The sequence below is a fragment of the Shewanella sp. Actino-trap-3 genome, assembly GCF_002836275.1.
Taxonomy (GTDB): Bacteria; Pseudomonadota; Gammaproteobacteria; order Enterobacterales; family Shewanellaceae; genus Shewanella; species Shewanella psychromarinicola.
Genome location: NZ_PJCE01000001.1, coordinates 2,564,155 through 2,577,165, shown reverse-complemented (window position 1 = coordinate 2,577,165; position 13,011 = coordinate 2,564,155). Strand labels below are relative to the sequence as shown.

The 13,011-nt window shown below is 41.7% G+C and carries 8 protein-coding genes and 1 pseudogene; 6 read left to right on the top strand and 3 right to left on the bottom strand.

Features of this window, described 5'->3' with window-relative positions:
• The first annotated feature begins 11 nt into the window (after window positions 1-11).
• A complete protein-coding gene (locus tag CXF80_RS10915; protein ID WP_198554757.1) occupies window positions 12-1,325 on the top strand; it encodes a transporter in 1,314 nt (437 codons plus the stop codon).
• A gap of 409 nt (window positions 1,326-1,734) precedes the next feature.
• Here the strand turns inward: CXF80_RS10915 and CXF80_RS10910 are convergent, their stop codons facing one another.
• The gene (locus tag CXF80_RS10910; protein ID WP_101032893.1) at window positions 1,735-2,646 is read right to left on the bottom strand and encodes a LysR family transcriptional regulator; all 912 of its coding nucleotides are present in this window, start codon (window positions 2,644-2,646) and stop codon (window positions 1,735-1,737) included.
• Between the two features lie 129 nt (window positions 2,647-2,775).
• Between CXF80_RS10910 and CXF80_RS10905 the strand changes: the two genes are divergently transcribed.
• From CXF80_RS10905 to fusA, 4 genes are all read left to right on the top strand, one after another.
• Entirely contained in the window at window positions 2,776-7,329 is a 4,554-nt protein-coding gene (locus tag CXF80_RS10905) for an ATP-binding protein (RefSeq protein WP_101032892.1), read from the top strand.
• Window positions 7,330-7,479: 150 nt separating this feature from the next.
• Window positions 7,480-7,896 (top strand): transporter substrate-binding domain-containing protein, encoded by a 417-nt coding sequence (locus tag CXF80_RS20450; protein WP_232772086.1) that lies wholly within the window; start codon window positions 7,480-7,482, stop codon window positions 7,894-7,896.
• 47 nt (window positions 7,897-7,943) lie between these two features.
• A complete protein-coding gene (locus tag CXF80_RS10900; protein ID WP_443019032.1) occupies window positions 7,944-8,951 on the top strand; it encodes a transporter substrate-binding domain-containing diguanylate cyclase in 1,008 nt (335 codons plus the stop codon).
• A gap of 392 nt (window positions 8,952-9,343) precedes the next feature.
• On the top strand, window positions 9,344-11,437 hold the full coding sequence (gene fusA / locus CXF80_RS10895) for an elongation factor G (RefSeq protein WP_101032891.1): 2,094 nt from the start codon (window positions 9,344-9,346) through the stop codon (window positions 11,435-11,437).
• A 108-nt stretch (window positions 11,438-11,545) separates the two neighbouring features.
• Here fusA and CXF80_RS10890 read toward each other — a convergent pair whose 3' ends face one another.
• On the bottom strand, window positions 11,546-12,430 hold the full coding sequence (locus CXF80_RS10890; protein ID WP_101032890.1) for a LysR family transcriptional regulator: 885 nt from the start codon (window positions 12,428-12,430) through the stop codon (window positions 11,546-11,548).
• Between the two features lie 92 nt (window positions 12,431-12,522).
• On the opposite strand from CXF80_RS10890, the gene CXF80_RS20280 reads away from it, so the two are divergent.
• Window positions 12,523-12,660 (top strand): hypothetical protein, encoded by a 138-nt coding sequence (locus CXF80_RS20280; RefSeq protein WP_198554756.1) that lies wholly within the window; start codon window positions 12,523-12,525, stop codon window positions 12,658-12,660.
• 118 nt (window positions 12,661-12,778) lie between these two features.
• Here CXF80_RS20280 and CXF80_RS10885 read toward each other — a convergent pair.
• Window positions 12,779-12,958: pseudogene (locus CXF80_RS10885) on the bottom strand (helix-turn-helix domain-containing protein); the annotation flags it as partial.
• Window positions 12,959-13,011 lie beyond the last annotated feature (53 nt).

The window sequence follows — 13,011 nt, the reverse complement described above, 5'->3', positions numbered from 1 at the left end:
AGGACGTATATATGAATAAGAAATGGACCTCAGCTATCGCAGTGATACTGCCTGCAATATTGGCCGTACCCGCGTATGCTGCAGATACTCATCCTCAACCTGTCTCGCCATCGACTTTATCGGAACAAGATATTGCAGCACTTAAACAAAAACTGATTCAGTTAAATCAACAGATTAAGTTACAGCAACAAGCCATTAATCAGATGGCACAACAGGTGCTCAAGCAAGAGGCATTAAGCCGCCAAGCCAGCAATACAAATGTCACCTCTACGACACAGCAAACGCCTCCGCCCCCCCCATCAGTTGAACGACCAAGCGCTCAATCAAGTCAACAAGCTGTAGTCGCCAGTAGCACTGCAAAGCGAAAAAAAACGCCAGACAGAGCAAGAAGTACTGATGACGTATTACAAGAAGCGCATAATGTTTTCTCTCGAAAATTTACCGTCGAGCCCTCATTTACCTATAGCTACTACAGTCGTAAAGATCTAATTCTTAGAGGTTTTTTAGCACTTGATGCCATTTTTTTGGGTAATTTAAATTTAGATCGTATTCGCACTAATACTACGCAACTTGATCTCACCACCCGCTATACTTTAAATGAAAACTGGCAGTTTGAGCTCGGTTTACCGTACCTGTATCGCTGGACTCAGTATGACTCTGTGGGGGAGGGGAACTCGAGTCAACGATATGAAACCGCTAAAATTAGTGGTGGTCAAATTGGTGATATCAGTGGCGCAGTTTATTATCGAATGAATGCTGAATCAGTAGACTGGCCCGATTGGGTGTGGAACGTCAGGGTTCGCGCTCCAACCGGAAAAGATCCTTTTGGGATCCCGCTTGAAACATCAGACTCTGGCAATTTGACCTACCCAACTGAAATGGCAACGGGTTCTGGTGTTTGGGGCGTGTCTACAGGGTTTAGCTTAGCAAAAACCTTTGATCCTGCGATTGTATTTTTTAATTTAAATTATGGTGTTAGCTTTACAGAGGAATTTGATGACTTGTCCGGTGCGACAGGGTTAAGCCCTGGTGAAATTGATTTAGGTAATTATCTTGATTACAGCGTGGGATTAGCTTTTGCTGTTTCCGAGCGAATGAGTTTGAGTATGAGCTTTAATCAACGGTTTTACAGTAAAACTAAACAAAGACCAGAAGGTGGAGAATGGCAGAAAATCCCTCGAACTGACACCAATACCGCGAATTTGGGTATTGGCGCTACCTTAGCCTTGTCACCTAATTTATCCATGGTGACCTCAATAGGCTCCGGGTTAACTGAAGACTCCCCAGATTATCAAATTAGCGTGCGATTTCCTTATCGTTTTTAATTTAGTAAAAGGAATTGGCATTCTTTATCAGTCAATCGGTATCACCTCAAGCGGCCTATTTTAAGCCGTTTGAGGTGATATACCTAAACGATTTCGAAATGCAGGATTGAGCATGTCCAGAAGTGACAGCGTTCAAGGTGCTAGGAATAGGGCGCCTACGGCTGCTAGAGCGACCTTAGGTCTGCTAGGCTCTAACAATAGGGGGCCTGCTGCTAGATCCTAGGACCTAAAACCTAGCACCTAGAAGGAGCGAAGCACCGCCCTCTGGCGAGCTTGCGAGTTCCTAGAACCTATTAGTCGCGAAGCGACGCTCTCGGTAAGGCGTCACCATTATCTTATATCACGGCCTGGTTCAGTTATCCTACGGGAGTGCTGAAACGAGTATGTTGAAGTGGCTTAGTGTATACCCTTAACTCATCATTGAATGCAATGATTCTTGGCTGGTATAACGTTTGGTGAAAAAGTCTAAAAAAGCACTAATGTTGCTGGCTAATTGGCGCCGACTTGAATAAACCCCATAAACTTTAAAGGTTTCCATTGGCCATTCTTGTAAAATAGGCACTAAGCTCCCCGTTGCGAGTTCTTGCTTGCAGCTCGTGTTAGATAGCATGGCAATGCCATAATTATCCAACGCTAAGCGTTTTACCATACTGGCGCTGTTGACTCGTACTTTTCGTTTAAAGGTGGCCATTATTTTACGATTGCCTTTTCCTAATGGCCAAATGGGGGCCGATAAGGTGGTGCCAAGTAAAATACCGTTGTGCTGGGTTAATTCTTGCGGTGTAGCAGGGCTACTGAATTCTTTTATATAACCAGGGCTAGCGACCAGAATAGGTTGGCGTTCAAATAACAATCGAGCAACAAGATCTGACGACTGTAATGGACCATATTTAATGGCAATATCGTAACCTTCACCCACAAGACCGACATCACTGTCAGTAAATTGAATATCCAGTTCTATATTGGGGTAAAGACGCATAAAACTTGAGCATAAATGGCCAATGACATCTTGTGAAAATGACACCGGAATTGCTATCCGTAACGATCCAGAAATATCATTATGGGTGTTTTCAATAGTGGCTTTGGCGGCTTCAATTTCATGGCTAATGGAATCACAGTGTTGAAAAAATAATGCGCCAACTTGGGTCAGACTTAAATTTCGGGTGTCTCTTTGGAGTAGTCGCACTCCGAGTTGTTCTTCTAATTGAGCAACTTTTCGACTAATGGTTGATTTAGGTTGTCCGATCTCTCGGGCTGCTTGAGAGAATCCTTTTGCTCTAACAACGGCTGCAAACAGCATCATACCGTTCAAATCGGGCATTCAAACCTCACTGTCTCAATTATGGAACAAAGCGTCCAAGCTAGTTTATATGGTAATTTACCCATTAACAAAGTTATATTTACGAGCTAAAAAAAATTTTCAGAGGCTATATAAGCAGAGGATCTAAGGATGACCAGCAAAAAGCAGCCCGCTAACAAGACTCAAGCACTATCGGCTGACCCACTTTTCTTACAAGCAGAACACTTGGCTAAAGATTTTTCATTATTTCCTGCTCATAACAAGCAGAGTGTATCTCAAGAAGTAAAAGGATTATTAACTGAAGATGCAATTCAATCAAACTTAAAAAGTTTGGCATCTTTAGATGTTGATGGTTATGTCAATAAAGTTATCCAACCCACTTTGGATAAAAACCGCCCTGGCGCGAAGCGTATGATCGCGGACTTAAAAGGCAAGATTATTGCTGAAAGCCATATTGGACCGTTTTATCGTGCTGAAGTGGAATTAAACTTTGGCACTCGTACTCGTCGTATCGGTTTTATTGCCCAAGAGCGCACGACCGCAAACGGTGCGTGGATGCCAGAACATCATCTTGCAGCGTGTAAGGCGATCCGTCATTTTGCAGAATTGTCGATGCCAATAGTATATTTAATTGATACTCCTGGTGCCGATGCTGGTGAAGTTGCCAACAGCCAAAATCAAGCTCATACCATTTCAAAAGCCATCGCTGAAAGTGCTAACGTTGGCGTACCGACAGTCGGTATTGTGATTGGTGCGGGCTATTCAGGTGGTGCGATTCCATTAGCTGCAGCCAATATTTTATTATCTGTACGCGACGGTATTTTTAATACTATCCAGCCGCAAGGCTTACAAAGCATTGCGCGTAAGTACAACTTGTCATGGCAAGAATGTGCTAAGTCTGTCGGGGTATCGCCAGAAGAGCTTTATACCGCGGGCTGTATTGACGGTATTATCGACTTTACGCCATCAGATAAAGATGAGCGCCAGCATAATTTCCGTCGTGCGATTATCAGTGCTATTGAAGCCGTTGAACGTGCTGCGATGGATTTTGTACGCGAGTCTGCTGATTTAAAAGAACATTATGGTCGAAGTTTACAGCGTTTCTTAGCGCCGTCGGCTAATTTACTTACGCTTGAAAATAATACCCGCTTGTCTGTCGCCAATAATCCGACTATGTATCACAATATTTTTGGTAGTGCATATCGATATCTGCGTTATTTGACTTTACGTAGCCGTATTCATTCAATCTCACAAGAACAGTATGGTCGCTTGTCAAAAGTGAGCGTGCCAGAAGGTGATTTGTTAGCGCGTATTAAGCAAGAACAGGAACGCGTGTTCCAAGCGTGGTTAACCAACCCTGACAAGTTAGTTTACGATGAAGAACTGAATAAATTATGGGGTACGTTTAGCGCTAAACGTAAAGATATTTCTGCCGAACGTAACGTAATTACACGTTTTATTTTGGGTGAACCAAAAGAGAACTACAAAAAAGCACGTAAAGCACTGTTATTTAATATTGGTTGGTCGTTATACCATCGTTGGAAAAGTAACGCTGCTAACAATTTCAATGGTTTAATTAAGCATTTAGAGTCATTGCCTAAGTCTACAACACAAGCTCCATGGCCTGAACTTAGTCAGCTTACTGTGCTGGACATTGTCGTTAATGACGAATTACGTGAAGACTTTATTTGGCAGTGTCATAACGTGCTTATCTTCAATGCACTTTATGACAATGTGGTCGGCAGTTTGGCGTCAATTTCCAAAGAAGCCATGATGTCAAAAAGTTTGTCTCGTGAATCAGTGGACAAGTTACTCCATAAATCGATTGATAATGCCTTATCTAATAGTGATAACGCTAACGACAAGAGCAAGTTCTATAAGTGGTTAAAATACTTTATGGATCAATCGAATCGTGCTGAATTGTTAACGCGTGTAGAGCAATGGAAGAGTGTCGGTTTCCCACAATTAAACGATTCGCTTTTCGTTATCTTAACTTATTTCTTCGAGCGCTTATTACCAGAGTACTTTGACAGTGAAGACGAGCACGATAAATACACGGGGACGATTAACCCTGTACGTATTGGTCGTCGTAAGGATTTTTGGAACCGTTTAACCATGGGTTACCAAGACTTACTTATCCAAAAAGTACTTCGTGAAGAGAAAAAGCAAGGCAAGATGGGCTGGGAAAATATTATCAAACAGTTCTTTACTCAGTTTGATGAAATTGATGCCGACAAAATGTCAGCTAACTTACTTAATTTCCCCGGTTTCCGGTTATCGATTGAAGATGCTATTGATAGAAAGATCCGCCCTTGTGGTTTAATTACCGGTCTGGCTGATTTTAAAAATAACGGCAGTAAGTTACGTGTAGGTGTTGCGGTTTCAAATACAGCATTCCAAGCGGGTGCATTTGATATGGCCAGTGCTGAAAAATTCAGTTCACTATTAATTGAATGTGCGAAACGTAAATTACCGGTCATTTGTTTTATCAGCTCTGGTGGCATGCAAACGAAAGAAGGTGCTGCGGCATTGTTCTCTATGGCGGTAGTGAATGACCGTATTACGCGCTTTATTCGTGATAACGAATTACCGGTATTGATGTTTGGTTTTGGTGATTGTACCGGTGGTGCTCAAGCCAGTTTTGTCACCCATCCTTTAGTGCAGACGTACTATTTATCTGGTACCAATATGCCGTTTGCTGGTCAAATGGTGGTACCTGCGTACTTACCATCAACGGCAACATTGTCGAACTATTTATCTAAAGTGCCAGGTGCAATGACGGGGTTAGTCCATAATCCATTTAGTGATACCTTAGACACCCAGTTGTATGGTATTGATCCACTCATGCCATTACCGACGATGAAAATAGACGAAGTGATCAGCAAAGCATTGTCTACCTTAGTGCCTGAAGTGATTGAGTTAGAAAAAGTCATTGAACAGGACGATCCTCGTGCATTGATGAAGCCTATTAATAAAGTGCTGGTGCATGCGCGTGGTTGTACGGCCGTTAAATTAATCCGTAAAGCACACGACAACAACATTAATGTGGTGTTGGTGGCCTCAGATCCGGACATGACATCTGTTCCAGCAGATATGCTTAAAGACACTGATAAGCTTGTATGTATTGGCGGTAATACCTCAGATGAAAGTTACTTAAATGCTTACTCAGTATTAAAAGTTGCTGAGTATGAAAACGTTGACGCGTTGCACCCAGGTATTGGCTTCTTATCAGAAAGTCCACAGTTTGCGGCGTTATGTGTCAACAATGGAGTTAACTTTGTCGGTCCTAGCGTGCATTCAATGACCACTATGGGTAACAAGTCTAACGCTATTCATACTTCGCAAGCGCAAAATGTCCCTGTTGTGCCAGGTAGTCATGGTATTTTGAGTAACGCAGAACAAGCGGTCAACGTGGCGTCTGAAATTGGTTATCCAGTGCTGTTAAAAGCGGTCCAAGGTGGAGGCGGTAAAGGTATTCAGGTCGTTAAACGTCCTGAGGACATGATTGGTTTCTTCCAGAAAACCGCGACGGAAGCCGCTGCTGCGTTTGGTAATGGTGACTTGTATTTAGAAAAATATGTTACCTCATTGCGCCACATTGAAGTCCAGCTACTGCGTGATCAGTTTGGTAATAGCAAAGTATTAGGTATTCGTGACTGTTCAGTACAACGTAACAACCAAAAAGTGATTGAAGAATCAGGATCAACCATGTTGCCTGAGGAGCTGAAACAACGCGTGATGGAATACACTCGTGCGTTAGGTGATGCTACCGATTACATGGGCGCTGGTACTGTTGAGTTTATCTATAACTTAGATGCAAACGAAGTGTACTTTATGGAGATGAATACTCGTCTTCAAGTTGAGCATCCGGTGACGGAAGCGACATCGGGTATTGATATTGTTAGCGCGCAGTTTGATATTGCTGCGGGTCGTTCAATTGAAAAACTACAGCCAGTTGACCAAGGTTACGCTATGGAAGTGCGTGTGACGGCGGAAAAAGCGGCACTCGATAGCCATGGTATTCTTCAGCTTATTCCTAATCCAGGCAACATCACTGAATGCGTATTGCCTGAGCGTGATGATGTTGAAATTATTTCGATTGCAGCAGCTGGCAAAGAAGTATCGCCATACTATGATAGCTTAATCGCACAGATCATTATCCGAGGTACTGACCGTGCTGATGTGGTGGCTAAAATGTATGCGTATCTTGATAGCGTAGTGATTAAAGGGATTGCGACTAACATTCCATTGCTGAAGCTTATCCTTAAAGATCGCACCTTCAATGAAGGGGTGTATGACACTAACTACTTGCCACGTTTAATGGCAGAGTTGGACATACCAGCACTGATTGCTGAAATGGAAGCGGCTGCAGAAGCGATTAAGGTTGATACTGAATCATTACGTGTTGGCGAAAGCAACGAATTGAAAGTACTGGCACAAGGTGCGGGAATTTTCTATACCTCCCCAGCACCTGGTGAAGCAGACTTTGTTAAAGAAGGTGACATTGTCACGGTTGAGCAAACATTGGCATTGATGGAAGCAATGAAAATGTTCTCTCAATTGACCCTAGCGGGCTTTAATCGTCAAACGGGTGTGTTATATCCTGAAGATCAAAAGTATCGCATTGAACGTATTCTGAATAGCAATGGCCAGCAAGTTTCACAAGGTGATCTACTGTTTGTGATATCGCCTATCGAAGTGTAATACGTACGATTGATTGTTGAGTAAAATACCCGCTATTTAGCGGGTATTTTTTTGTCATACTTTCGTATGTTGTAATACACTTAATAGTATATACACTTTTGGTTCAACTAATTTGTTGGACCATATTGTTGGATCATACTATTTTGAAAAATGATGCGAACATTGAGTCGGCTTGAGTTCTCTAGCGTATTATTGATTGCGCTGTTGATATTCATTAATTTGATTAACGCTAAGCATGCCAGTGCTTCGGTGGTTGAGAGTCAGTCTTTCATCAATTCAAAAAACCGTAATATCATCCATTATTGTGTTGATCCAGATTGGTTACCTTATGAAGCCATTATCGATGGCCGTCATACTGGTATTTCATCTGATTATTTAGCATTATTAACAGATTATACCGATCTCACTTTTGTGTTAGTGCCTACCTCGTCTTGGCGACAGAGTTTAGAATTACTTAAACAAGGTGCATGCGAGTTAACCCCCATTTTAAATCAAACACCCAAACGCGACGCATATCTCTCTTTTAGCGATATTTTTTTAAATCGCCAAATGTCTTGGTTTCATTAAAATCCCAACCTTTTTTACAAGGATTTGAAAATATCGGTGATCGCTTATTGGCTATACCCAAAGATTATCGTTTAGTGGAGTATATTCAACGGTTTTACCCCAGCATCAACACCATATTGACCAATAGTGAACGCCAAGGATTGGAGAAAGTTGCTAACGGTGACGCGGATGTATTTGTAGGGTCGATGTTTTCTGTCAATGCCTATATCCAACAACAGGGGTTAACCTCGCTTAAAATAGCGGGTTGGGGTGGGCCTGAAGATGAGTTACGCATTGGCGTTACTCATGCAAAGCAAGATTTGCTGCCACGAATTAACGCTGGACTGGCAAAAATTTCCCAAGCTGAGCATATTTCAATTTATAAGAAATGGCATAATATTACTGTTATTGAAGACATTGATTACAGCCTAGTGATCCAAGTGGTGACTGCTCTGGGGATGTTTATTTTATTTCTACTTTACCGAACCATGTGTGTCAGCAAGTACAATGTTCATTTAGAAGCAAACAACAAGCAATTACAAAAATTACAATTAGAACTTGAGGAAAAAAATAGTGATCTCGATTTTTTGGCTCAACATGATCCACTGACAAAATTGTATAATCGTCAATATTTTAACCAAACTTTTTTAGAGGATGCGAGGCAACCTCAGGAAAAAACATCTCAGAACAACAATATCAGTTTGGTCATGATTGACATCGATTTTTTTAAAGCGATAAATGATATGCATGGACATGCTATCGGCGACAAAATTTTGGTTCAAGTAGCACAAGTGCTACAAGCTTCAGTAAGAGAACTTGATGTTGTGGCAAGATGGGGAGGTGAAGAGTTTGTGGTCGTTTGTCAGCATGTACAGTTGCACGATGCCGCAGAGCTTTGCCAACGAATTACCGATGAGCTTACTTATTTTCATTTTTATAACAATATTAACGTGACCTGCAGTTTCGGGATTGCCTTGCTGGGTGATAATGAACCGATCCAAGCTTGCTTTGAACGAGCCGATGCGGCGTTATTCAAAGCGAAGCAGTCTGGACGTAATCAATATTGTAGTGCCTAGATAAAAATACCCTATTGATTGATGTTTGTGGCCTTAGCGAAACTCATTTTATGGGTTAATAAATACTTATTTGTTGTCGTGGTATGTTCATTGTCAGCATAATATTGGCCTAAAAATGTCGATTTACCCATTTAGGCTACAATTTTACATTTTTAGTTGAAATTACTGAGGCGATTAAAAAATAAACTATTATTTTTTAATCGTTTGTTTTATATATTATTACTGGCATTTATTGAGTTTTTTTTTGCTAAAAACAAATAAATATTGCACCAGCTATTTGCGCCCAGCAAGGTTCCAATTTACAATATGCGCCTTAATAACCTGATGTGCGGTGTGTAGGTCCTTTTTCGCATGCTCCGTCTACTTCTTAAACTAATCATTAAAGTTGAATCATGACCGAATTATCCAAATACAGAAACATTGGTATCTTCGCTCACGTTGACGCGGGTAAAACCACGACCACCGAGCGTATCCTTAAGCTAACCGGTAAGATCCATAAGATCGGTGAAGTACATGATGGTGAATCAACCACAGACTTCATGGAACAGGAAGCTGAGCGCGGTATCACCATTCAGTCAGCAGCAGTAAGCTGTTTCTGGAAAGACCACCGTTTTAATGTTATCGACACTCCAGGCCACGTTGACTTCACTGTTGAAGTTTATCGTTCGCTAAAAGTGCTTGACGGCGGTATCGGTGTATTCTGTGGTTCAGGCGGTGTTGAGCCTCAGTCAGAAACAAACTGGCGTTATGCTAACGATTCTGAAGTTGCGCGTATCATCTTCGTAAACAAGTTAGACCGTATGGGTGCTGACTTCTTACGTGTTGTTAAGCAAACTAAAGACGTATTAGCGGCTAACCCATTGGTTATGGTTTTACCAATCGGTATTGAAGACGAATTCATTGGTGTTGTTGACCTACTGACTCGTGAAGCTCACGTTTGGGATGAATCTGGTTTACCAGAAAACTACGAAATTCAACCTGTTCCAGCTGATATGGTTGACCTAGTTGAAGAATACCGTGAAATGTTAATCGAAACGGCTCTTGAGCAGGATGATGCTCTATTAGAAGCTTACATGGATGGTGTTCAACCATCTATTGAAGACGTTAAGCGCTGTATCCGTGCGGGTACTCGTACAATGTCTGTGTTCCCAACATACTGTGGTAGCGCATTCAAAAACAAAGGTATGCAGTTATTATTAGATGCAGTTATTGATTATCTTCCTGATCCAGTTGAAGTTGATCCACAGCCTCTAACTGACGAAGACGGTAACGAAAATGGTGAGTTCGCCATTGTTGATGTTGATGCGCCATTTAAAGCATTAGCGTTCAAGATTATGGATGACCGTTTTGGTGCATTAACCTTCGTACGTATCTACTCTGGCCGAATCAAAAAGGGTGACAACATCCTTAACTCGTTTACTGGTAAAACAGAACGTGTGGGTCGTATGGTTGAGATGCAAGCCGATGAGCGTAACGAATTAGATTCAGCTCAAGCGGGTGACATTATCGCTATTGTTGGTATGAAGAACGTACAAACGGGTCACACGTTATGCGATCCTAAGCACCCTTGTACGCTTGAAGCCATGGTATTCCCTGAGCCTGTTATTTCTATCTCTGTAACGCCAAAAGATAAAGGCGGTTCTGAGAAAATGGGTATCGCTATTGGTAAAATGATTGCAGAAGATCCATCTTTCCGTGTTGAAACTGACATTGATTCTGGTGAAACTATCCTTAAAGGTATGGGTGAACTTCACTTAGACATTAAGGTTGATATTCTTAGACGTACTTACGGTGTAGACCTAATTGTAGGCGAGCCTCAAGTTGCTTACCGTGAAACTATTACTCGTGAAATCGAAGATAGCTACACGCACAAGAAACAGTCTGGTGGTTCTGGTCAGTTTGGTAAAATTGATTACGTTATTCGCCCTGGCGAGCAAAACACTGGCTTCACGTTCACCTCTAAAGTTGTTGGTGGTAACGTACCTAAAGAATTCTGGCCTGCTGTTGAGAAAGGTTTCAAAAGCATGATGAATACAGGTACTATCGCTGGTTTCCCTGTGTTAGACGTTGAACTTGAACTTCAAGATGGTGCTTTCCACGCAGTTGACTCGTCAGCTATCGCGTTTGAAATCGCCGCTAAAGGCGCATTCCGTCAATCTATGCCTAAAGCGGGTGCACAACTTCTTGAGCCTATCATGAATGTTGACGTATTCAGCCCAGAGGACAACGTTGGTGACGTTATTGGTGACCTTAACCGTCGTCGCGGTATGATCAAAGATCAAAATGCTGGTGTTACAGGTGTTCGTATTAAAGCTGACGTACCGTTATCAGAAATGTTCGGTTATATTGGTTCATTACGGACAATGACTTCTGGTCGTGGTCAATTCTCTATGGAATTTGCTCATTACGCACCATGTCCAAACAGCGTTTCTGAGAAAGTTGTTGCTCAAGTTAAAGAGCGTAAGGCTGCTGAAACTAAGAAGTAATTCTCGTTTCAATTGACTAAAAAAAACCGTTGCCTAGGCAGCGGTTTTTTTATGTTTTTTTTATGCGCTTGCTACGATATAAAAACAGTTATGATATAAGAGTAGATGTTATTCATAACTGTTTCTGCTGAGCGCTAATAGCGCTTTTGCTGGCGGGGTTAAGGGTAAGTTTTCTCGCCATATTAATGCGAGATCCCAAGTCATTGCGGGATGCATCGGTTTAAATACCAGTCTGCTATTACTTAATCGTTGGCAAATGGGTTCGGGTAAAATCGCGACGCCCAAGTTTGCTTCAACCATCGCGGCTAAAAAATCCCATTGACCCGTTCTAAAGGCTATATTGAGTTGCACCCCAGCTTCACGGCTTAAACGGTTAATTAACTTTGCTAATGAAAAATCTTCGTTATAAAGAATGAATGGATAAGATTCAAAGTCTTGCCAGCGTATCTCCGCTTTATCTGTGAGTGGATGTCCTTCGGGTAAGCATGCAAGTAAGGGATATTTAGTGAGTGGTTGATTCGATAACTCTGTTTTATGGGTTGTCGGCAGTGCGGTAAACGCAATATCTAGACTGTTGTTCAATAGTGCTTGTTCGCAACCAAAGCCGCCATACTCGTACATCTGTATTTCAATCCCAGGATATTGCTGCCGATAATTGGTCAACAAGCTGGTAATTAAACTGCTCATCATAGGGCAGACGCCAAGCCGTAATAGTCCTGTTTTTAAGCCATTGAGGTTGTTAATATCTTCTTGAAGTCGATGCCAATGACCCAAAATTTCCTTAGCACTTTTTTCGAACAATTGCCCTGCTTGAGTTAGCTCAACCTTTTGATTGTTCCTAATCAGCAATTTCTCACCCATATTGTCTTCTAAACGCTGGATGATTTTTGTGAGTGTCGGTTGAGTCATAAAACATTTTTCTGCCGCCCGGGTAAAGTTTTCAGTTTCAACTAAGGTCAGAAAACTCTGCAAGTTCTTGATTGGAATGTTCATGCTTAAATGGAATCCATATTATGTTATTAATTCATTTTACGGATAAAGCATAAACGATTACTTTGAACTAGTTAACAAAACGGGGAATACCAATGAAATCAATTTCTAATTTATGGGTCGGTGCATTGTGGCAAGCCGCCATGCCGCTTGAAAATGAAGCGCAAGCATTACCGGTTACGCAGACAGCTCGAACTGTGCCAGAAACGCCATTTCACAAAATATCAAAATAAAAAAACCAGCCTAGGCTGGTTTTTTTTAGCTTTTTTGTGATGTTAGTTAACCATGTTAGCGGCCAATGCTGGATCGGTTAACCATGCCACTTCAACAGAAGTGGCATTGCTCAAGTCATCGCCCTGTCTGAGTTAGCTCAACCTTTTGATTGTTCCTAATCAGCAATTTCTCACCCAAATTGTTTTCTAAACGCTGGATAAGTTTTGTGAGTGTCGGGTGAGTCATAAAGCCTTTTTCTGCCGCCTGGGTAAAGTTTTCAGTTTCAACTAGCGTCATAAAGTTCTGTAAGCTACTGATTTAAAAGTTCATGCTGAAATAGAATCCATATTATAGTATTAATTCATTTTACG